The sequence below is a fragment of the Sphingomonas sp. SL1004 genome, assembly GCF_057815015.1.
In genome coordinates, this window is sequence record NZ_JBYMUX010000002.1 from 39,398 (window position 1) to 60,182 (window position 20,785).

Annotated in this window: 19 protein-coding genes; 4 read left to right on the forward strand and 15 right to left on the reverse strand. The window is 60.0% G+C overall.

Features of this window, described 5'->3' with window-relative positions; all coding sequences use genetic code 11:
- Positions 1–53: 53 nt before the first annotated feature.
- Entirely contained in the window at positions 54–662 is a 609-nt protein-coding gene (locus AC3D24_RS20865) for an NAD(P)-dependent oxidoreductase (RefSeq protein WP_489033351.1), read from the reverse strand.
- A gap of 105 nt (positions 663–767) precedes the next feature.
- Between AC3D24_RS20865 and AC3D24_RS20870 the strand changes: the two genes are divergently transcribed.
- Positions 768–1,142, forward strand: a complete 375-nt coding sequence (locus tag AC3D24_RS20870) for a winged helix-turn-helix transcriptional regulator (RefSeq protein WP_489033353.1) — start codon at positions 768–770, stop codon at positions 1,140–1,142.
- A 51-nt stretch (positions 1,143–1,193) separates the two neighbouring features.
- Here the strand turns inward: AC3D24_RS20870 and AC3D24_RS20875 are convergent, their stop codons facing one another.
- The 9 genes from AC3D24_RS20875 to AC3D24_RS20915 all read right to left on the reverse strand — a co-directional run bounded on the left by AC3D24_RS20875 (position 1,194) and on the right by AC3D24_RS20915 (position 13,242).
- Positions 1,194–1,604 (reverse strand): DUF6841 family protein, encoded by a 411-nt coding sequence (locus tag AC3D24_RS20875; RefSeq protein WP_489033355.1) that lies wholly within the window; start codon positions 1,602–1,604, stop codon positions 1,194–1,196.
- A 41-nt stretch (positions 1,605–1,645) separates the two neighbouring features.
- Positions 1,646–1,852 carry a ParD-like family protein gene (locus AC3D24_RS20880; RefSeq protein ID WP_489033357.1) on the reverse strand — a complete coding sequence of 69 codons (207 nt, stop codon included), beginning with the start codon at positions 1,850–1,852 and terminating at the stop codon, positions 1,646–1,648.
- 196 nt (positions 1,853–2,048) lie between these two features.
- Entirely contained in the window at positions 2,049–3,773 is a 1,725-nt protein-coding gene (locus tag AC3D24_RS20885) for a PAS domain-containing hybrid sensor histidine kinase/response regulator (RefSeq protein WP_489033359.1), read from the reverse strand.
- Positions 3,770–3,958: a ribbon-helix-helix domain-containing protein gene (locus tag AC3D24_RS20890; protein WP_489033360.1), complete on the reverse strand. Its 189-nt coding sequence runs from the start codon at positions 3,956–3,958 to the stop codon at positions 3,770–3,772. The genes AC3D24_RS20885 and AC3D24_RS20890 overlap by 4 nt, the downstream gene beginning before the upstream one ends.
- A gap of 359 nt (positions 3,959–4,317) precedes the next feature.
- Complete coding sequence (locus tag AC3D24_RS20895) at positions 4,318–6,531, reverse strand: AAA family ATPase (RefSeq protein ID WP_489033361.1); 2,214 nt, start codon at positions 6,529–6,531, stop codon at positions 4,318–4,320.
- A gap of 31 nt (positions 6,532–6,562) precedes the next feature.
- Positions 6,563–7,321, reverse strand: coding sequence for a helix-turn-helix domain-containing protein (locus AC3D24_RS20900; RefSeq protein WP_489033362.1), 759 nt, complete (start codon positions 7,319–7,321; stop codon positions 6,563–6,565).
- Between the two features lie 563 nt (positions 7,322–7,884).
- The gene (locus AC3D24_RS20905) at positions 7,885–12,114 is read right to left on the reverse strand and encodes a strawberry notch-like NTP hydrolase domain-containing protein (RefSeq protein WP_489033364.1); all 4,230 of its coding nucleotides are present in this window, start codon (positions 12,112–12,114) and stop codon (positions 7,885–7,887) included.
- 37 nt (positions 12,115–12,151) lie between these two features.
- Positions 12,152–12,655, reverse strand: coding sequence for a DUF7146 domain-containing protein (locus AC3D24_RS20910; protein WP_489033366.1), 504 nt, complete (start codon positions 12,653–12,655; stop codon positions 12,152–12,154).
- 362 nt (positions 12,656–13,017) lie between these two features.
- Positions 13,018–13,242, reverse strand: a complete 225-nt coding sequence (locus tag AC3D24_RS20915) for a hypothetical protein (protein WP_489033368.1) — start codon at positions 13,240–13,242, stop codon at positions 13,018–13,020.
- A 232-nt stretch (positions 13,243–13,474) separates the two neighbouring features.
- Between AC3D24_RS20915 and AC3D24_RS20920 the strand changes: the two genes are divergently transcribed.
- The gene (locus tag AC3D24_RS20920) at positions 13,475–13,744 is read left to right on the forward strand and encodes a hypothetical protein (RefSeq protein WP_480962278.1); all 270 of its coding nucleotides are present in this window, start codon (positions 13,475–13,477) and stop codon (positions 13,742–13,744) included.
- A gap of 4 nt (positions 13,745–13,748) precedes the next feature.
- Here the strand turns inward: AC3D24_RS20920 and AC3D24_RS20925 are convergent, their stop codons facing one another.
- Positions 13,749–15,041 (reverse strand): DUF8535 domain-containing protein, encoded by a 1,293-nt coding sequence (locus tag AC3D24_RS20925; protein WP_489033370.1) that lies wholly within the window; start codon positions 15,039–15,041, stop codon positions 13,749–13,751.
- Positions 15,042–15,263: 222 nt separating this feature from the next.
- On the opposite strand from AC3D24_RS20925, the gene AC3D24_RS20930 reads away from it, so the two are divergent.
- The gene (locus AC3D24_RS20930; RefSeq protein WP_489033371.1) at positions 15,264–16,058 is read left to right on the forward strand and encodes a lytic transglycosylase domain-containing protein; all 795 of its coding nucleotides are present in this window, start codon (positions 15,264–15,266) and stop codon (positions 16,056–16,058) included.
- Here AC3D24_RS20930 and AC3D24_RS20935 read toward each other — a convergent pair.
- The 4 genes from AC3D24_RS20935 to AC3D24_RS20950 form a co-directional block, all read right to left on the reverse strand.
- A complete protein-coding gene (locus AC3D24_RS20935) occupies positions 16,055–16,930 on the reverse strand; it encodes a replication initiator protein A (protein ID WP_489033373.1) in 876 nt (291 codons plus the stop codon). The genes AC3D24_RS20930 and AC3D24_RS20935 overlap by 4 nt on opposite strands.
- A gap of 183 nt (positions 16,931–17,113) precedes the next feature.
- Complete coding sequence (gene repC, locus AC3D24_RS20940; RefSeq protein WP_489033375.1) at positions 17,114–18,463, reverse strand: plasmid replication protein RepC; 1,350 nt, start codon at positions 18,461–18,463, stop codon at positions 17,114–17,116.
- A 536-nt stretch (positions 18,464–18,999) separates the two neighbouring features.
- Positions 19,000–19,518, reverse strand: a complete 519-nt coding sequence (locus AC3D24_RS20945) for a hypothetical protein (protein WP_489033376.1) — start codon at positions 19,516–19,518, stop codon at positions 19,000–19,002.
- Between the two features lie 81 nt (positions 19,519–19,599).
- Entirely contained in the window at positions 19,600–20,079 is a 480-nt protein-coding gene (locus AC3D24_RS20950; RefSeq protein WP_489033378.1) for a hypothetical protein, read from the reverse strand.
- Positions 20,080–20,424: 345 nt separating this feature from the next.
- Here AC3D24_RS20950 and AC3D24_RS20955 point away from each other — a divergent pair, with 345 nt between their 5' ends.
- Entirely contained in the window at positions 20,425–20,745 is a 321-nt protein-coding gene (locus tag AC3D24_RS20955) for a TrbC/VirB2 family protein (RefSeq protein ID WP_489033380.1), read from the forward strand.
- Positions 20,746–20,785: the final 40 nt, after the last annotated feature.

Below are 20,785 nucleotides of genomic sequence, written 5' to 3' on the forward strand. Positions count from 1 at the left end.
ATGCTAAGAACAAGCGGTGCGACGGCATCACGAGCCGTCGCACCGCTTCGGCGTCAGTAGCCGACGGTGAACCGCTGGCGGACATGGACGGGCTTCTCAAGCTCGTCCACGAGCGCGATGGCATAGTCCTCGAAGGAGATGCTGCTGCCGTCATCGTTTACGAGAAGCTGGTCGGTGCCGAGCCGAAACTTGCTGGTACGCTCGCCGGGCACGAACATTGCCGACGGCGACAGGAAGGTCCAGTCGAGGTCGTCAGTGCCACGCAGAGCGTCGAGGAAGACGCCGCCAGCGGTAGCCTCGGCCTTATACTCGGCCGGGAAGTCGGGCGTGTCCACGACCTTGAGGCCGGGTGCAACCTCCAGGCTGCCGGCGCCACCCACGACGAGATACCGCTTCACGCCCGATGCCTGGACGGCGCCGATCAGCGTGGCGGGATCACTGGCGATGAACATAACGGAACTGATGACGGCATCATGCCCCTTGAGCAGGTCGGCAAGCCCAGCCTGATCGTTGGCATCGCCCTTGGTGGCGGTCACGCCCGGAAGTGACGGCACCTGGTCGGGGTTGCGGACGATCGCCGTCACGCTGTGGCCCCGATTGGCGAGTTCGGCGAGGATGCGTGAGCCGGCGTTGCCGGTTGCACCGATAAGAGCGACGTTCATTTGGTAGGCCTCATGCTGGTTTCGATAAGAAACCAGATGCGCTAGTAGGCGCTAAGTTTAAAGAAGGCACTTTTGGCCTACTTGGTCACTTACAGGATACCACCATTGCCCAAATGGAACCCCTACGCTGCCGCCTGTCCGACCCGGCTGGTGCTCGACCGCATCGCCGACAAATGGGCGGTGCTGGTGCTCGGGCTGCTCGGCAACGAACCGCTCCGCTTCAACGAACTCCGACGCCGGATCGAAGGCCTGTCGCAGAAGATGCTCTCGCAGTGCCTCAAGAGCCTGGAACGTGACGGACTGGTGCATCGCCACGCCATCGCAACCGTTCCGGTCACGGTCGAATACAGCATCACCGATCTCGGCCGCACGCTCACGGACACCGTGGATGCGCTGCGTCTGTGGGCGGAGACACATATCGAAGAGGTGCTCACCGCGCAAAGCCGCTTCGACGGGCGCGCGCGACCCAACGCTGATTAGCTTCTCTGTTAGGGTCGAGTTTCGGAAATGGTCGAGCGGCAGCAGATCCGATTACAGCTGAACGCCTTTGGCCGTCCAAGCCGCCATCTCGCCATCGGCTATGGTCAGCGATACGCGCCAAGCGTCGGTGCGCCGGAGGATGTAGACATGCTCCCACTCGGCCACGGGAGCGTCGTCAGCCCCTATCATGCGGTAGGCCATGCGCGTCTGGGCAACGCTCGGGAACAGCTCGTCGGCGGACAGCAGGGTGCCTTCCGGCCGCACGACGCCTTGGGCTCGATAGAAGCCGAACAGCGTGGCGCAATGATCGCGGAACGCAGATCGCGGCATGGCGAAGTTACCGGTGGGGGTAGGGAACAGCCCAACCTCGTCCCACAGCTCGCTCAATACGTCGGCGTCCTCTCGCGCGAAGGCGTCGACGTAGCGGCCGAAGAACGCCGTGATTTCATCATGGAAGGGCATAGCAGTCCTAGTAGGTAGTGGAGATTATTAGCGGCGCTCGATCAGGCGGCGAGCGGCTGGACCAAACGGACGTTCGCTTCGGCGAGCTGCACCTTCACTATGTCATTGAAGGCCATGGTGGGATTGGCCTCGGCAAGCATCCCGATCTTCATCCAAAACTCGGCCTGGGCGTTGATCGACCGGCACATGACGGCGCTTGCGCGACGGGCTTCCTCGTGCAGCTCGTCATCGATCTTCACCAAACCCATCAGCCGATCCCCTACTCATCAATATACGTTTCGTTTATGGAGCGTATATTGATGGGTCAATAGCTGTTGTGGCCTGCTGTCACCCCGCCGGATCCCCGCTGTCCCGGAAACGAAGGGCGGCCGAGAAGGCCCCAGCGTTCTCACAACGATCGAGTTTCGAGAAACATCTGAGTGCGCTAACACCCTAACGTAAGGTCTACACTGAGCAGATACGCTTGCGGCGTTGCCAGGTAGCGGCCTTACGCAAAACGCGCGAAAGCTGGTCGATCGAGTAGGGCTTGTGCAGCAGTTCGAACCCGTAAGTGCCATTCTGCGCCAACACATGGCTGTAGCCGGAGGTGAGGACAACCGGCAGATCGGCGTGCTGCTTTCGGATTAGCTGCCCTAGCTCAATTCCGCTCATGCCGGGCATAACCACGTCTGAGAACACCACGTCGAACCGGCCGGCGTCCCTCGCGAGTTCAGCCAATGCTTCCTCGGCATTGCTCGCCAACACGGTAACATAGCCCAAGTCCGTCAGTGTCTGAACGGCGAACGTCCCCACGTCGGCGTTGTCCTCGACCACCAACACGCATGTGCCGTGCCCGGCTTCAAGCGGCTCGATCTCGGCCACATCCTGGTTTGCGGCGTCTCCACCGGCGACGCGAGGGAGGTAAAGTGTGAAGGTTGTTCCTTGCCCGACCTCGCTCTCGACCTTGATCTCACCGCCCGACTGTTTGGCAAAACCGAACACCTGTGAGAGCCCCAGGCCAGTGCCCTTGCCTAGCTCCTTGGTGGTGAAAAAGGGCTCGAATACCCGCTCCATTTTATCAGGTGCGATACCGCTGCCTGTGTCAGTGATCGATACCGCGACGAACGATCCCACCTGCGCCTCGTGATTGCGGATCGCCGGGATCGCTTCAACCGCGCTGACGGCGATCGTCAGCTTGCCGGCGCCGTCCATCGCGTCGCGGGCGTTGATCGCTATGTTGACGAGGGCGGTATCGAACTGACTCGGATCGGCGCAGATATGAACGATCTCCGGAGTGAGCTCGGTCACGATTTCGATGCGGGAGCCAGTGAGCGTGCCCATCATATCCGACAGCGCGAGGACGCTATCGCAGACGACAAACACCTCCGGCTTGAGCGACTGGCGGCGTGCAAAGGCAAGAAGCTGCGCGGTCAGCTTAGCCGCGCGATCGGCGGTATCCGCAATAGCTGCGATATACCGGGTACGGCGCTCATCCGAGAGCTGGCCTCGCTGGAGCATCTCGGTGGCTGACTTGATGACGGTGAGCAGATTGTTGAAGTCGTGCGCTACGCCGCCCGTGAGCTGGCCGATTGCATCCATCTTCTGCGAGTGACGCAGCGCTTCCTCAGCGCGCATCAGCTCCGCCGTCCGCTCCGTGACGCGCTGCTCCAATTCGGCATGGCGCGATCGTAGCGTCGCCGAGGATCGGTCTCGCTCCGCTTCCAGGCTACGCCGCTGATCCACGTCGATCAGAATGCCGGGAAAGCTTGTAGGCTCACCGTCCGGTCCGAACTCGACCCTGCCGTTGGCCTCGATCCAGTAGTAGTGGCCATCGGCACGCTGGACGCGATACATATGTGCATAGGGGCCACCCCGCGCGACGCTCTCGGCAATGGCGGTATCCAGGCCTGGTCGATCCTCAGGATGGACGGTCGCCAGTACCTGATCCAGCGTTAGGTCCTGGTAGGCGAGGGCGGGATCGGTGCCAAATGAACGAGCGAAATTCTCGTCGACGGTGAACGCATCCCTGATGGGGTGCCACGTCCACGTGCCGATGATGGCACCTGCTGACATGGCGGTTTGCAAACGCCGTTCGCGCTCGGCAGCAATTGCCTCCACAGCATCTGCACGTTCGCGCAGTTCAGAGTTTTCGGCCTGAAGACGTGCGACATCACTTATGTCGACGCTCATGCCTGCTCAGCCAAATCTGCCGAAGCACAATGCTGGCTGAAGCGGCGTTCCTGCTCGTCGAGTAGCCGGAGGGAGGCGCGGATCACCTCGCTGAAATTGCCGTACCGTCCTGATGTCAGCAACCGCTGGCCTACAGCGTGCAACTCAGGGCTGATGGAGACGGTGACGCATTTGCGAGTAGCCATAAATCGCAGCGTGGCGCGAATGAACAGGTATTACAATAGGTCCTTCCGTAGCGTGAGGGCTATTCCCTCGCCTGCGCTGCCCCACACGCTTCCAAATTTGAAACGGCGATCGAGAAGGCCGCTGCGTTCTCAATTGGGATCCTATTTCTGTAGATATCAGTGCTAATTGGCACGGTTCTGTCAGCGATAAATGGCACGTTGCGGAGCGATGGGGGTTTCTCGGAATCGATGGTGTTTTGAGACCGCCCGGGACTGACCAACTTTCGCTGTCCGTTAGGAAGGTGGCCGTAAAGAGCTGCCTCCCATAAAAGCTCCCGCTGACGCTCGACGTTCTGGCACTGCTACCCGCTTCGGAAAGGTTAAGCGCCAGAAAGCTGTTTGAGGCCATTGAAGTGTTTGGGCGCGACCGCCTCGATCAGCTCCAGAAGATAGGCGACGTTCTTCTGCGTCTCCGCCACGATTGCGGGATCAAACCCCTTTCCGGTTCGATGAGACAGGTCGTTGGTGAATTTGAAGATCGCAGCCTTCTTGTCCTCGTCGAAAGTGATAGCGCCAAGCTGCTCGTAGGGCGGGAGATTCGAAGGAACGTGGAACTCAAGGAAGGTTTCGAGTAATTTCCTCGCGACGTTTGGGATATGGTAGCAGCTCTGGATCGTCCCATCGGACTTGAAGGTATAAAGCGTCTTAAAAAGAAAGTGGTATTCGGTCGGATGCTTCTCGAGAAGACTGTCAAGTCGGCCGATTTTCGAAGCACGACCGATCTCGGTCTCAGCGCAAACCAGCATATAAAGTGTTTTGTCGTTGCGTCGGTGAAGCCAGTTCAGGAGCAGCTTCAGGAAATCGAAGTTGTGCGTCAATAGAACGACCTGCTTGGCATCCTTAACGGCATTCTTGAGAAAGGCGAATGCCTGATAGATCGCGGAAGAGTCGAGGCTCGAGACCGGATCGTCTATGACGATTATGCCTTCCGGCAGATTGAAGTCATTGTCGTGAAGGTGGACGATGAAATAGACGAACGCGATTGCGGACTTTTCGCCTTCGCTGAGCCGCTTTGCCGGCTTGCCACGCCGCAGCACCTTATAACCCTCTTCGTCCGACTCAAAGGTCAGGTCTGTCCGGCCCAGGAAGGTAGCCATCTTGCCGTTCAGTTCGGCGCTGCCGGCGTGGGCGCTGGAAACCTTCGTCTTCTTCCCGGCGATCGTGGCGCGAATCTCATCGAGGCTCCGCGTATCGCCGACGGCATCGGAGCCGGCCGTGAGGCCTTCTATGATGAACCCCTTTGCCTTGATCCCTTTCACGAGATCGTCGATCTGAACGAAGATGCTCGATAGATGGTGAGTTTCGATCGCGGTTCGGGCGGCTGCCTTTTCCTCCTCGAAGTCGGTCGCCTTGGCGTTATGACGCGCAGTAAGTGCAACCATCCGATCGATCGCTGCCAGAAGTTCAGTCGTGTCGATTACGCCCGCGGGCGCGAGGGCGACGGTCCGTTCGGTCAGCTTTCTGGTCAACAGGGACCGGAGCGCGGCGATCTGTTCCAGAACCTCGCGCTTGGCAGTCCGGAAAGCAGCTTCTTCTTGTGCCCATTCGTCCCGAAGCTCGCTGTAGAATGCGGTTTTTGCCGGAAGTGCAATTCCGTCAATGACGCTGGCCAAGGCATCGCCGGTCGCCCCGGCGTACTCAATTTCGCCTTTTAGCCTTTGATCTTCGACGCTGAAATGCTCGGCGAGCGCGTTCATCCGCTCGCCCGGCAGGGGCTGACTGCAAAATTCGCAGGACGTTGATCCATGTTCCCGGTGAATGTGCAGGCCGGCTTCCGCCCATACAGCAATATCGGGATAAGCGGTCAGGCGCTCGATCGCGGCTGACTGTGCGGTGCGCAGGGCGAGTTCGTGGACAATTGTCTGGAAAGCGGCTGCCGCCGCGTCGATTGGCTTCGGTTCAAGGCTGTCGCCGACCCGGATTTGAGGCGCGGCCATGACAGATATCGCGTCTTCCTGCCGCTGCTGCAACGTGGCGCGATGGCCTTCGAGCGTTGCGGCATCGAACGATTGAGGCGCGCTCAGTCGGGCGAACGCCTTTTCAGCATCCGGCTTCCTGAAGTTCCTGAGCGTGGTGCCACTGGTAGCTTCGCCGATCGTCCGGGCAATTGCGGAGAAGGCGCGGTCCTTCTCCTGATTCAGTTTTGCGATCGATTCGGTCTCGGCACGGATTTCAGCTTCCCGCCTGTCGAGAAGCGACAGATCTTGCCGGATTTCCTCGGCAAGTTCTTTGTTCTCTTGCCCCACGATGAGGATGGGGCGGATGGGACCGTCAAAGCGGCCGATGTTAGCCTGCACATAGTCCGCATTGAAAACCCGTATCCCTCTCGGACATTTCTGGCCCGGAGAAAGGTCGCCCGCGTCCGTCCCGACAAGGTAGTCCAGATCAGCATGTTCTGGATGACTGCCCTCAGTGAGCGCGGTGAACAGGTTCGACAGCGTGGTCTTGCCCGATCCGTTATCGCCATAGATTACGTTAACGCGCTTCATCTTAGGGAGATCAGCTGCTGCCGTGAAATCGCCGAAGACGCCCAATTGCTTTATTCTTTTTATCGAGCTTAACACCTCATGCACCCCACTGCTTGTCCGGGTTCCAGGCCTTGAGAATGAAGGGCTGCCCGTGGTCGATTTGAACGCTGACAGAGTCCTCGCCGTATTCTCCCGGCGGAGCGAACGCGAGGACGAGACGGGACGTCAGCCGACTTGACTCGTCGTCCGGCGGCAGATCGTCGCGCTCTGGCAGGGTACGGAAATGATTGGTCTGGTAGGTCCAGACGTCGTTCCCCCGGAGCAGAACCAGAAGCCGGCGGATGTTGACCTTCATCGCCAGCTCGTCGGCCTCGGTTAGCGGCTTCTGGGGCGAGGCATTCCACGTCAGGTTCGCTAACATGGCGGCCAGCTCGTCAACATAGCCATCGAGTTCATCATTGAGCGGCATCATCCGCTCGATCATAACGTCGTGGGAGGTCGAAGCCTCCTCGAACAGCTTGGCTTCGTCCATCGTGACGCGGGCGAAATCCTCATCGAAACGCGCAACGAACTGGTCCCGCGACCAGTCATTGGCCAATTTAGCTATCAGTTCGGGAGAAGGAAACACCAGTTTCGGGCCGTCCATGGAAAAGGCAACATGGTCCTTTGGCACGCTCAGATATGCGGCGATGCGATCAAGCTCTGCGAGGGTGACGGGTTTGTTGGCGTTCTCAATCGATCTGAGTGTGCGGATGCCTATACCGATCCGGTAGGCCATCTCCTTTTGCAACGCCCCTTCGGAAAGCTGGCAGCGAAGGTTTTTGATGATCTCGCCTTTTGTCGTGTATTTCTTCATTGCGGCCTCGCCCGATTGACAGGTCTGACGATATCACATTTGGAGAACTGCGAGTGTCCAGCGGGCGGCACGCGAGCGGCAAAATAGCAAAGGATTCCGCCGGACAAATGCGAAAACAGTCCGGTGCCGCAGAGCATCGTTACAGGAACGGCAGGATTTGGGATCGCGCGGGGAAGCCCGGAACGACCGCGATGGGGGGCAAAACTGTCATTCCTTCTTTCCCAAAAACGAACGTAGAGCGAGAAAGCCGGCCAGAATTATTCTCTTGATGCGCCCAGGGGTGCTACTTTCCCGAAATCTGTTCCCGATTTAATTTTCCCAAAACAGCCTATCGTACATGGGAAAGCGGGAATATTTCGGCACGGCAGATGGCCGGTTTGAAGACGCCGAGCCGAGTTACTGAACGGCAGAATTTTAGGCCGTTCCCGCCATTGAGCGTCAAACGATGGTGCGCCAGCCAGCGTCAAAATGTCCGGCAGTTCACCGTTTTGATGATTTACCGGGAACCGTGGTGGGTATCCGGTTTGGGGACACGTTCTGTGCTCGTCTAGCGCAAGCAAAACTCACTCTCGCGTCGTGACCCCTTTCAGGACGCGGCCGAGCACCGTCTCGGCATCAGTTGCCGGCACGAAGACACGGGTCCGGTAGGCGATGATCTCGGTAAAGCAGCCAAGCGATTTCAGCCAAGGCAGCTGCGAGGCGGGTGCGTCCACGATCTCCACTCTCGGGTTGCCGTTCACGATCGATCGCCGGAGCGTCATCGGGAACGGCCGCACGACGTCGACGCTGCGCCCTGAGAGAACGGAACGTGCGATGGCCTCGACCGGCAGATCGTCGGTCTTGGCAATCCCGAGCTTGGTGTAAAGCTGGACGACGTGCTGGTCGAATACGAGGCGGCCTAGCCACGAATTGCCTTGGGCGTCCGCAATCCGGTTCACCGCGAGATGGTCCGACGGCAGCGCCGACCAGATCGGCAACAGCAGGCCGGTTGCCAGACGGATCGTCTCGGTATCGACCTGACCCGCCGCCTCGGTGACCTCCGCGCTCCATTTGGCCTCGAAGGCCTCACGGTCGACGACGTCCCACGCCGTTTCGAGCAGGTCGGCCTCGCGTAGATACTCACGCCGGCAGGGACGCTGCAGTTCGATGCGCGCGATCGGCTGGCCATCGTCGTCCATCCACGACCGTGCCCGGGTCCGGAGGGCGACGCGCCCCGACCGGGCGTTGACCACGAACGCGACGTCGTCCTGCCATTTGGCGAGGTCGAGGATACGTTCGAGCGAGATGGGATTCTTGCGGCGCGCGATCTCGATCGTGAGAAGGTGCGAGGTCGCGCCCGACAGGGGATCGGTGCGCAGCAGCGTGTCGTCGAGGACCGTCGCGGTATCCGCGGTGATCGTCTCGACGCCGACATCGAGCGTGCCGGCTTCGCGCGCTGCGGCGACGCGGGTTTCGACGAGTGCCAGGAATTCGTCGAAGATCAGGTTCTGGAGCCCGATCGGCAGGGCCAGCAAACGGTTAAGCCAGCGCTGGATGGGCGGCAGCTCTTCCTTCAGGACGCCGTCATTGTCGTGCAGCTCGAGGCCGGTGCGCGAGCAGAAGTCGTCCATCGTCGTGCTGGTCAGCTTGCCGCCATCGAGGAGAGCGAACCATGTCAGGAGTGCATCCTTGGCATACTCGCTTTCGAGATTGTCGGCCGGGTCGAACAGGTTTTGCCCGCCGGTCTGGCGCTGGCCGCGCGTGAGGGCGCCAAGGCTGTCGAGGCGCCGCGCGATCGTCGAGGTGAAGCGTAGCTCGCCCTTGCAGTCGGTGGTCACCGGCCGGAACAGCGGTGTCGTCGCCTGATGGGTACGGTGCGTGCGACCAAGCCCCTGGATCGCGCGATCGGCACGCCAGCCAGGTTCGAGCAGGAAGTGGGCGCGCTGCTGCTGGTTCTTTGCATCGAGGCTGGCATGGTACGAACGCCCGGTGCCGCCAGCGTCGGAGAACACCAGCACCCGCTTGGTGCCGGCCATGAACGCCGCGGCCTCAACCTGGGAGGAGCGCCCTGAGCGGGTCTCGATCTTCTGGCGACCGTCCGACGTCGGTACGAGACGCCGGGAGCGCCCCGTCACCTCGGCCACCATGTCGGTGCCGAAATGCTCGATCAGCGCATCGAGTGCGGATTTGATCGGAGGCAGTGCACAGATGTGCTCGAGCATCTGGTCGCGAGCGGCAAGCGCGTCGGGGTTATGGACCGGATTGCCGAACTCATCGCTCATCGGCGCCGAGCGCGCGGTGCCTGTGTCATCGGTATAGGTCTGCATCTGCCGCGTCGGGAACGCCCGCATCAGATAGTCGGCGATGTATTCTGTTGGAGACAGGTCAATCGTCGGATCCGCACGCTCGTCGGCCGACATCTGGGCCAGGCGACGGTCGAGGATCGCCTCGGCGGTCGTGACCAGCTGCAACACCACCGACTGTTCAGCCTTCAGATGCTGTTCTACCGCGGCGATGACGGTCGGCAGCTTCATCGATAGGAGTACCTGGCCGAAGAAGCGTTGCTTGGTCGATTCCAGCCGCGAGCGTGCCGAGGCCTTGGCACCACTGTTGAGCGTCGTCTTCTTGAACCCGTCGACGACGCCAGTCAGTTCCAGCGCCTCTTCCATGTTTTGGTGAATGACGCTCCAGGCCTTGGCATAGGTGTCGTAGATCTCAATTTGCGCCGGCGTCAGTGCGTGCCGCAGCACGTCGTACTCGACGTCGGCGAAGCTCAGCGCCCGCGAGGTATAGAGACCGAGCGCCTTCAGGTCGCGCGCCACCAGTTCCATTGCCGCAATCCCGCCTTTACGGATCTCGGCAATGAACGCCTCACGGTCTGCGAACGCGGTGTCAGGTCCCCACAGGCCAAGCCGCACCGCATAGGCGAGATTGTTCACGTCGGATGCGCCGGTTGCCGAAGCGTAGAGGACCCGGGCACCGGGCAGATTGTTCTGAAGCAGCACGCCACAGATGCCCTGCTGGGATCCTTCCTTCTTGCCCATGGCACCCTCGCCACCGGCGACGCCACCCATCTCATGGGCCTCGTCGAAGGCGATCACCCCGTCGAAGTCGGTGCCCGCCCAATCGAGAATCTGCTGCAGGCGGCTATGGTCGGAACGCATCGAGCGCAGCGTCGGGTAGGTGACGAAGAGCACGCCCTCGTCCAGCCTGATCGGCTGGTCGATCTTCCAGTTTGAGACCGGCTGTACGTCCCCGGACATGCCACCGAGCGCGGTCCAGTCGCGACGCGCGTCTTCGAGCAGCGGTTCGTTCTTTGACACCCATATATGCCGGCGACGGCCCTGCAGCCAATTGTCCAGGATGCATGCCGCGACCTGCCTTCCTTTGCCGGCGCCGGTGCCATCGCCCAAAAAGAAGCCTTTCCGGTAACGGCTGCCCTCGGGATCGATGGTGAGCCCGACGCCTTCCTTGGCAGGCTCGAACGACCCGGGGAGCAGCTGACCCCAGGCATGGCCCGCGTAGACCACCGTCTCGAGCTGCGATGAGGACAGCATTCGCTCCGTCACGGTGCGCTCCGGAAGGTGGGCAATGTGCGTCGGAATCGGTGCGGGTATCGAGCCCATCGCCACCGATTCCACTAGCGCGGTCGGGTGGTCGCCGGCGACGTCGAACACGATCCGGCTTGGCCGGTAGGGCAGATAGCAACCGACCTGGTCGGCCAGCGGTGCGGCCGTAGCCAGGGTTCTGTAGCTGACCGGCAGTACGTTGTTGCGCACCGGTGCATGATAGGTGCGGGCAACATTAGCCTTGGCTTGCCGTGCCGCGCCGAACAGGCTGGGTTCGGGCACCGGCAGTGCCGCTATCCGGGTATCAGCCACCAGCGAGGCCCGCGGCGGGATGGTTACGGCGTCGAGGAAACCCGCGACCGAACTGCGCTGGATGACAGTGTGCGATGTGCCGCCTGCCACCTTGTCGATGACGTAGAGTCGCACCGCGATATCGGTGCCGTGCTTGCGGTAGCAATGCTCCAGCCGCAGCGAGGTCCGAACCGTGCAGCCGGTCAGCACCGCCTCATAGGCGGCCTTCAGTCGTACGCTCGGCGCGAACCAGTCGGGCATGATCGCGACTACCCGGCCGGCCTTTGCAACCCGCCGGATCGCTGCCTGGAGATGGCGAAGTGCTGCAAGATCGTCGGCGCCGCGACCGACGCTGCGCGAGAAGGGCGGATTCATCACCACCACGGTCGGCTTCGGCAATCGCGCGTGCAGACTGACCAGTGCCGCGCCGTCGTGACCAGTGACGATCGCGTCCGGGAAAATGCCGGCGAGGCGGTCGCGGCGTTTCGCGTCGATCTCGTTCAGCTGCAGGCTGGCGCACGCCGGTGCCTGGACGATCAGCAAGCCGTTACCGGCGCTGGGTTCGAGCACGATGTCGTGCGGACCGATCGCGGCCATCAGCACCGCGATCGCCGCGATATCGACCGGCGTCGAGAATTGCTGGAGGTCGATCTGTTCCTCGCTGCGCACCGTCTGGGTCGGCAGCATCGCCATGATCGCCGACGCCTGTGCCACGTCCGCCATGCCATTGAGCTGGTACGGCCGCGACGCGAGATGGAGCGCAATGCCATGTTCGAGCATCTCGAAGCTGTCGCGCTGCGTCCAATGGCCGTCGGCGTCCGAGCCGCCAAAGGCCGCTGTCATTGCCTCGTTCAGATCGCGGCGGGCGATCGGCGTGCCCGATGCCAGCAACCCGGCAATGCGTGCCGCTGCACTGTGATCGGTGACGGGCGGAAGATCGAGCAGGTCGAACATGGCAGGTTCCCTCAGGTTATGCTGCCAATCCGACAGCTTACCGTCTTCCTCCCTCTCCTCTCTCTGCCGCCTCGAGCGCCTCGGCCCAGTCCTTGTGGCCCACCGGGTAATCGACCTGGATGACACGACTGTCGGATACGAAGCGGGCAATGCTTCGCGCGACCGCACGGCGTCCAGGGAGGTCATTATCGCCCGCGAGGATCAGCTTTGTAACGCTGTCAGGGATCGTCACGAGATCGAGCCGGCGCGAGCCGAGCGTTGCCCAGCAAGGTAGTCCGCGGATCCGGGACCAGGCGCGCGCCGTCTCGAATCCTTCGGCCAGGCCGATGGTCGCACTAAGGCCACCGCCCCGCCATGCCCCGGTACCAAGCGTGCCGAGCGTCGCCTTCTGGGAATAGCCTCCATCGGGCTTCAGGAAGATGCGTTGAAAGGCGACCAGGCGCTGCGCTTCACGGACTCCGATCAGCAGTGCCGGCTTGAAGACAGTCACCGGTGTGGGACCCAGCGGGCAGCGCGGGTGGAAGCGGACGTCGGTTGGCACCGGCAACAGCCCCCTCGAGGCGAGGTAGCGCTCGGCCAGTTACCGGAGACACTGACCGCCTCGTTCCACAGCCGGTCGATGTTGGCCGTACCCTTTGCCTGGGCCGGAACGGGCGGTTCATATCGGCGCCCGATCGGTATCCGGTCCAGCTCACGCAGGATGTCGCCAGCGTCGCACCCGGCAAAGCAGGTCACCAGCAGGCCGCGGTCACCCTGCCTGATCGAGAGGCTTGGCGTACCGTCGGCATGCGCGGGGCACCGACACATCGCGCTGTTCCCGTGCCAGGTGCCGCCAAGCGCGCCGACCAGATCGACGAGGTGCTGGGATGGTCGATTGGCGATGATAGCCATGTCCCATACCCCTTAGTGCGCACCGGCAGGGGAGCCGGCGATCGCGTAGAAGGTTTTGTCACGATCGAAGTAGCTGGCGATCTCCTGGACAGCCGCTTCCGGGTCGGATGGCAGATCGCGCCCTGTCTTCTTCGTCACATAGGCGGCCAGAGCCTTTTTGGCGGACATCTCGCTCGGATGGAAATCCAGGACGTCCTTGGCGCCGTGGTCCCTTATGAAAAGGACGTACTTGGTCATGGCTACAGGCCTCGTGCTAAAGGCTGCCTTTACCGGCCGCCCTGGGGTGGAAGGTTAACGCCGCTTTCCGCGACCCTTTTCTTACCCTCCCTCTCCACTCCATTTTTTTGACGGACCAAGTGGCGCACCGTCTCATTTACCAGCCGCTAAAATTTCGCCGCTAAGCTGCTCTTGGAACTAGAATCATTCTGCGCCGGTTTGTCGACCGCGCCCTTTTTCATGCGAGGTGTCGATGAACCAGTTTTCTGAAGGCGAGATTGCCAACTGGATCGCCATTTATCTGGCAGCGGCTATGTGCTGCGCAATCGCTATGGCTATGTCAGTCTCCGTGACGGTCCACGGTTTGTACCGGGACAAGGCATGGGAAGATGTTCGTAGTGTTCGTGGCGCCGTGCTTTTCCTGCCAAAGGCGTGGTGGCGCTGGCAAAAGCTGTATCTACTGTCAACACCGGTAACGCTTGGAATTGTTAGTTATTTCGCTGCGACGATGACTTGGAGCTGATCGCTCAAATATCCAGAACCCGAAGCAGTTTGGTCGACGCAGAATCCTGATCCATTTCGGACCTATCTAGCGTTACGAGATCACCCAGGACCGCCATGCGAGGGTGCGTTACCGCTTTGGCAGCTTCGTACTCGTCGCTGTCAAATCCCATCGCCTCCACCACCACCGTCCGCAATTCCCCCGTCATGCGCGACCTCGCCTCCAGGATGAAGTCTGGCCGGCAGGGGCCGTTTGGTGTCATTGAATCGAAGAGCGGCTTGCTGATTGCCATGTCTACACCCCGGGCGTGCAACACGCGCTGGGTATCGAGGATCGCGCGTAGCGCCTTGCGATCGAAGTCGGACTCGACAGGCACGAACATACGTCCGTTGTAGATCGGCTGCGCATAGGCGCGCAGGGGCGCATAACCGCGCGCCTCGGGATATTCGCCAGCGACGACAAGGACGATGTACGGTCCGCTGATGTGGTTACCCCGGATCGAGGGCGACTGGACGCGCGTCGCGATGGTGACCGGTTCACCGTCAGGCACATGGATTTCATTGCCTTTGATCGCCTTTGCATAGAGCGCCACGAAGCCTTGCGGAGCATGCGTCTTGGGCCACTTCGGCGCCAGCGAGCGTAGCGTGCCATAGACCGTGTTCGTCTCGAGGGGACGCGCGTGTGTCCAGAATGCCCTGGCCAGCTCGACGCCCGGCGCGATCTCGATCTTGGCGGCCGCACGGCCGAGCGATGCGAACTCTTCTCTGATCGACCATTCGTAGCCCATACCCAACGGGGCAATCGTATTGCAGCCGGCGCTGTCGAGCAGGCGCCATAGGAGCCGCGCGAGCCGCGGGGTCGAGGCGTTGCGGGTCCGATCGTCGAGACTGTCGTCCTCAGGCCGCTGTGCGAGCTTCTCCGGCGCTGGTCGCAGAACCTCGAAAAAGCCTGACGGAGGATCGGTCGGGGTGTTGTGCGACCTGACTTCTGTGATGCGATTAGTGGCCTGGTCGCGGAAGAAGGGACAATCGCTGCGGTGTTCCGGCCGCTTGGTGCTGGTCAACCGGCGCAAATAGTAGGTTTCGGCCTCGGAGAGATATGCTGGCGTCAGGATGGGCGGGGCCATTCCCGGTCCCAGACATCCGCAGGCGATCCAGCGATGACCAATCCGGGCATTCTGAACGAGCGTGACGCCGGCCTGTTCGTCGTGGAACGAGCCTTCGCCGACATACCAGCGCACCAGCGCCTCATGGAGCGGTGCCGGTAGTGGGATCCGATCCCGGCTGTTTCCATCGGTATCGCGGTGAATCAACCACATGTTCGGGTGACCTCTAGGCGCTGATCTTGGTCAGTTTCGTCAGGCCTGATGGTCTTGACAAGCACAAACCGCTTGATCTCAACTCTTCGACATCAAGGCCATTTGGGGTTTTCCGTGCGTTATCCACTCGCTGCTGCTGGCCTCTGCGCCGCTCTAATCGTCGGTTCGCAAGCCGGTGCCGCTCCAAAGGCGTCGGCGTTCCGGAAGGTTCAGCTGATCTCGATGACGGGGAGCCTGCCGACCGAAGCAACGAGCTCTTTGCCCGGGATCCCAGCAGCAGCGGCAATAGTCGAGGCGTCGCCGCTGCCTGACGCCTTTCAGGTCCATGATCTTAGTCGCCGTTACGTCCAGTTCCGCATGCAGCAGGAGATGGCCGCAGCGGCGGTAACCCCGGTGGATGCTCCTATTTTGAGTGGCGAGCCCACGGGTGTTGCGGCGTTTTCATCTATCCAGGTTCCGGGCTGGCTACGCGGGGGGATCATCGTCCAGCCCGTCTCTTTCAAACCCGGTTGTGCTCCGCTGTCCTACCGTCCGTCAGGGTTTCTTGCACGGAGTGCGGAGGCGCGTCGCGCCGCCTACTATGGGATGATGAGCGCGGTGGCCTGCGAGCATGGTATCCCGACCGGTTTGTTCGATGCGATGATTATCCGCGAGAGCGGGTACAATCCGATCGCGACATCGACGGCGAACGCCTACGGCCTCGCGCAGCTAATGCCGGGGACGGCGGTAGGCCTCGGCGTCGATCGGTATGATCCGCTGCAGAACATGCGTGGTGGTGCCCGTTATCTTCGGCAGCAGCTTGATCGTTTCGGCCAAGTTCACTTGGCGCTGGCCGCCTATAACGCAGGTCCAGGTCGCGTGCACGGCGGCATGGTCCCGCGCATCACCGAAACACAGGCTTACGTCTCAGCCATTATCGCGAACTGGTCGCGGCTGACGTCGCCAGCTCGCTCGCCTTCCCCGATCTATAATCGGTCATCGGGCTATACCAAGGTCGCCGCGATGCAGCGCTTCTAAGCAGAAATTGACCTCTGCCTAGGCTTCATGCGAACCGACGTAGTGACGGATTTACGGCGACGACCAATCGAGTCTGTTCGTTCGCCGGATACGACCTCAATCAAGCTGACATCATACTCTGGTAGCCGGTTTTCTGCTTCAATGCTCTTGAGAAGCTGCTTTAGCCGTTTCATTGGACCCATAGAACCAATTTTGTGATGAAGCTCCTCAAGATTGATGTCGATTGGACCAGCTTCGCAGTAACAATGGGCAATTTCGTAAAGACGACGTTCGATTGCACCCAAACGAAAATAGTCATGGTGATAATGGTAGATCCGCTGATCACGTTTGATTGCGCGGTATAGCCAATTGCATGGGCGGACGCGCACATAGCGAAGGACTTCGTCCCCGTTCGCCATTTTCTCGTACTCGACCTGCGCCTCGGACAGCCACGAGAACCAGCCCCGGTCGATTTTTGATCCGGTCTCGATATTCGTCTTTATCTGAGTGCCTTGAAGGCGTTCCAGCGCTTCACCAAACCGCCGGTAATCGCGTACCGACGGTCGCTCGACTCCGGTGATGCGAAAGAAGTCATGAGCTGAAAAAGTCACGTCCTCATCTGAGATCTGGCCATCAGCTATCGCCTGCGCAACGAGGGAGGCAACATACAGAAGGATTTCCTTGTCCCACATTGTCGCAACACCGGTTGCGCTTGGCCGGATTTGAATGGTCACCTGGTCATGCTTGTACTCGATAGGCTCAAGGTGCGCATTCTTCGAAAGCACGAAGAACGGGTAGTCCATGATGCTCCGCTCGCCGCGGACTTTTCCGTGAAGCGGGCTGTCCATGTCGAACAGTGAAATCTGCCGCGCTATCGCTGGTGATTTCGCCATCATCGATCCCCTTTGCAATACACCCCCTTCTTATCATCCTATCCTCTAGAATCACCCCTAGTCGAACATAGGGTAACTGAAAGCACGAGCTTTGGCGGTTCAATCGGTCGCGATCGCCGGATCTCGTCAGGGTACAACGAAAGGAGACGCTAGGCCTCGTGCTTTCGGTTACCCTATCCTCACTCACAGCAATGCCGGCCCGACCCGACTTCCAGACCTCAGCGCCGTCGCCAAAAGCTGGCCTACGGATCGAAGGTCTGAGCTGCTCGATAGCGATCGGACTGGTTGCCTTTTGGCGTGGTCCTTCAGGCCATGAAAAGTCCGCCCCAAGTTCAGTTTTCCCGAGGCGGCGTTCTTATTCATGCCGCGAAGATATGCTCCGGGGCGGTCGACATCGCCTCGAACGTGCTTATGGGCCGTCGCGATAACCGAGGCTGCCGCGCCTTTCTGACCCATTAGTCGACAAGCCTCACGCCAAACATTGGCTGGGATTGCAGCTTGGGCAATGAGCCTCTCGGCGTCACCGATGATAATACCCCATGTCATTTGCTCGGGAGGATACGAAATGAACTCGGGAGCCACGGCGGCAATAAAGCTCGGATCAACGCCGTGATGGGCTAGGTCCGCCTCAACTTCACTTTGCGGCTCGTTGCTACGGACGTCGTAGCCTCGCTCACTACCGCTTCTCGCCAAGCCTCTACAGTATGTTGCTTTAGCAATGGGTGGTTGTTTTGTAGTTGTATAGTGGGTGTCGTTTAAGACGCCCGAGGGTGAATCTTTTACCGATTCCCGTTTCTCGTTATCCCTCGCCGAAACCGTCCTAATGCGCTCATCGAGCGCTGCCGCATGACCTTCCAGCTTTGAAACACACGCCTGGAGCAGACGTTCATCCCGAACCTTCCGCATCTGGTGAGTAGCCAACTGAGTGCTTTCGATGATGCCGGTTGCATCGACACCTCCGATCTCCTCGTCGATAATAAGCTGCACCAGGCTGCTGATGCGGCGGCGGGCTGCGGTAAGACGCTTTCGAAGAACATTTATGCGCAAGTCCGCCTCTGTCCCCTCGTCAGCTAGGCGGACGAATTCATCGTAGCGCACGCCAAGCGGGCTAAGATCTATCCCGTAAGCATAGATCAGCCGGCCGTCTTTTCCCCTTGCTCCGATACGCTTGCCATTGGCGCTGTCGCGGTGTGCAACCAGACCCCACCGCGTTGCACTATTCAGCAGCTTTTGAAGCTGCCGAATGCCAATTCCAAGCTTTTGACTGAGCGTTTCGTTAGAGGGAAAGACAATCGGGCGCTGTCCCTCACTCCAGTCTACCTCCCGCGACCAACTCATCAGTGTGTCAACCGCATGCACAAGGCGAGATGGTACACCAATATAGGGAGCCGCACGTTTAAAAGCTGTAAGAACATGCCGATGACTTACGCGTTCGGGAAGCCCGGAAAAGCCTTCAGCGATCCGTCCAGTCGATGCTGTGCGTTCGTCTACTCGCCGATGGCCAGCCCCTGGAGCGAAGGTAATAGCATTCATTCGGAGAACCCCCTTTGGATTTCCGTGCGGACGCAGAAGTCCGTGGCGCGCTAGGCACGCATTCCCGCTGCATCATCGTAATTTGGCTATGCCGCTGTTGTTACGCAGCACTTCCGAAATTCCGAAAGCTCCGACCTATTGCCGGGCTTTTCTTCTTTGCACGGCATTCCCTCAATTAGGTTTCGCGAGGCCAAGCGACCTCGAGATCGCCTCCCGTGATTCCGGACTCGGCGATAGCGACAGCCTAAACGGCAGCGGCATGGGAAGTCGCTCGCGTTGGCTCGTGCTTTCGGTTTCTTTGACGAGGAAATTCTCGTGCTTTCAGTTTCCGTATGTCGGACGCACCAAAAAAAGGGCTTCATTAGATAGAGTAACTGAAAGCACGAGAGGTACGTCGCCACGCGACGCGCCCCCCCCTCGCCGAGAGTAGCAGCTTAAAGTATCGCTCGTGCTTTCAGTTACCCTATCTCACTGAGTCCGCGAGAGGGGGAAAACGGTGCCATCCCGGCATAACCAAATGAGCCGTTCGGGACCCGTTATTCCTCCCCAAACTCGTCGAGCCGTTTGGACCGGCGCATACCGATTTTTTGGTATTCCACCTCTATGGCTCGTACTATTAGCTCTTGAGCAGCTTCGCCGTGCTCAGGTCGAACATCGTCAAACCCGAGACCGTCAACATGCCTTACAACGGTAATGATCTGCTCAGGAAGGCCGGTCACGACGCCGAGTACCATTGATATGACCTTCAGGAGGTCTCTTAGTTCGACTCCCGCCTCGTTTTTTTGGAGCAGATCCTGAGCATACATTGCTTCGATTTTGCTGATGCCCAATGCCTCGAGGATAGCTGCTATCTCAGGCATCTTAAGAGCGACACGCTTTTCGACCTTACGGTGAAGCCCGTCATGGAGACGGCTCCGACCGATTTTTGTCAATGTCGCCAGTTCCCTGACGCTTACCCGTGCAAGGTCCATCCTGGCTAGGATGTAATCCTCTAATTCGAAACTCGGAATTGCCCCCGCTGGGTTTTCCGCCCAACTTCGCGTCGCTTCGCCCATCGCCATTCTCCCGGCTGATGGCTTATGGGTAGACTCACCAAATCGTAAAAGGCAACCCTAAAGCTGGTTCGAAACAAGTGGTTATGGCCGTTTAGGTCGCAACGGGATGACGTTCGCAGCTTTCTTCTTTAGGGAAACGCGATAATTTTCGGCCTCAGAAGCGGAAAGCCCAAGCTTTGTGAGAACCTCCGTAGCATTCCGTTCAACAATGAGGTCAAAAAGTATCAGCGACACAGCGTCAGCTAAGAGAACCTTTTGCCCGAGTGCCTTACCAAGCGAGAGTGCAGCTGCCTCGATCGTGCTGGCGCTCGCCTCTAGGATAGAGAAGTCGATCTCGACCTCCCCCTCGCTCGAGATTATGCGAAGATGGTTTCGCATGTCCTCAGCGTCATAGCTATTTACCAAGTCGGAAGCACGCTCGGCGCGTTCGTCTATGACCATAGGCAAAGAATAATACGAACGATGCTTGTTCGACAGAAGTCTGACACCTTCAGTGGTCAGCCGGAAATAGTGATCCGAGACGGAAATATAAAACGCCTTTTCAGCCGTCACTTTGGTCAACCTCCAATCCCGGGTGCACTCCGGACCCTTGCATACTCACAAAAGGCGAAAACCGCATTCTGCAGCGTAACAGCTAAACCAGTTACGATCTGGGTGCCAAACTAGATGACCGGGTATCCCAAAACAGGCCGCCCGCGTTTTTCGGGCAGGTGCCCTGAAATTCCGGGCGGGCGCCCGGCCCAGTCGGGCAAGGTGATTCGCAAAAGGCAAGATTGGCTCGAAATGTTAAGAAATGCATAAGCGTTAGCAATGTTCCGACGATTTCCGTTTGCGACTGAAGATTGCTGCCGGCCAATCTCCTCTTGGGCGCGCTGAACAGCGCTCGATCGAAGGAGACTCCTTATCATGAAGACCACGTTCAAGATCGGCCGTCGCGCCGAGACGACCGCCCTGGCGGTCGTTGGTGCGGCAGCAGCAGCCGCTGTTCTCGCTTCGCCAGCATTCGCCGGTGCAGACGCTACGTTCAACACGGCACTCAATGCCTTCACCGGCTTCCTCGAAGGTTCGGGCGGCAAGATCATCACCGTCCTGTCGCTCGCTGGCGGCGTCGTCGGCCTAGCCTCGGGCCGCTTCTCGCTCGGCCAGGTCGCGATCCCGGTCGGTGTGGGCGTCGGCGCCGGTACCGGCATTCCGATCGTCACCTCGACCGTCACCGCCACCATCTGACCCGACCCGGTGCTGGCGTTGATAGCAGCTTCGCCGACAC

Coding starts and splice junctions, on each gene's coding strand:
- AC3D24_RS20865 (WP_489033351.1), bottom strand. CDS start 662: ATGAACGTCGCTCTTATCGGTGCAACCGGCAACGCCGGCTCACGCATC.
- AC3D24_RS20875 (WP_489033355.1), bottom strand. CDS start 1,604: ATGCCCTTCCATGATGAAATCACGGCGTTCTTCGGCCGCTACGTCGAC.
- AC3D24_RS20880 (WP_489033357.1), bottom strand. CDS start 1,852: ATGGGTTTGGTGAAGATCGATGACGAGCTGCACGAGGAAGCCCGTCGC.
- AC3D24_RS20885 (WP_489033359.1), bottom strand. CDS start 3,773: ATGAGCGTCGACATAAGTGATGTCGCACGTCTTCAGGCCGAAAACTCT.
- AC3D24_RS20890 (WP_489033360.1), bottom strand. CDS start 3,958: ATGGCTACTCGCAAATGCGTCACCGTCTCCATCAGCCCTGAGTTGCAC.
- AC3D24_RS20900 (WP_489033362.1), bottom strand. CDS start 7,321: ATGAAGAAATACACGACAAAAGGCGAGATCATCAAAAACCTTCGCTGC.
- AC3D24_RS20905 (WP_489033364.1), bottom strand. CDS start 12,114: ATGTTCGACCTGCTCGATCTTCCGCCCGTCACCGATCACAGTGCAGCG.
- AC3D24_RS20915 (WP_489033368.1), bottom strand. CDS start 13,242: ATGACCAAGTACGTCCTTTTCATAAGGGACCACGGCGCCAAGGACGTC.
- AC3D24_RS20920 (WP_480962278.1), top strand. CDS start 13,475: ATGAACCAGTTTTCTGAAGGCGAGATTGCCAACTGGATCGCCATTTAT.
- AC3D24_RS20925 (WP_489033370.1), bottom strand. CDS start 15,041: ATGTGGTTGATTCACCGCGATACCGATGGAAACAGCCGGGATCGGATC.
- AC3D24_RS20930 (WP_489033371.1), top strand. CDS start 15,264: ATGACGGGGAGCCTGCCGACCGAAGCAACGAGCTCTTTGCCCGGGATC.
- AC3D24_RS20935 (WP_489033373.1), bottom strand. CDS start 16,930: ATGGCGAAATCACCAGCGATAGCGCGGCAGATTTCACTGTTCGACATG.
- repC (WP_489033375.1), bottom strand. CDS start 18,463: ATGAATGCTATTACCTTCGCTCCAGGGGCTGGCCATCGGCGAGTAGAC.
- AC3D24_RS20945 (WP_489033376.1), bottom strand. CDS start 19,518: ATGGGCGAAGCGACGCGAAGTTGGGCGGAAAACCCAGCGGGGGCAATT.
- AC3D24_RS20955 (WP_489033380.1), top strand. CDS start 20,425: ATGAAGACCACGTTCAAGATCGGCCGTCGCGCCGAGACGACCGCCCTG.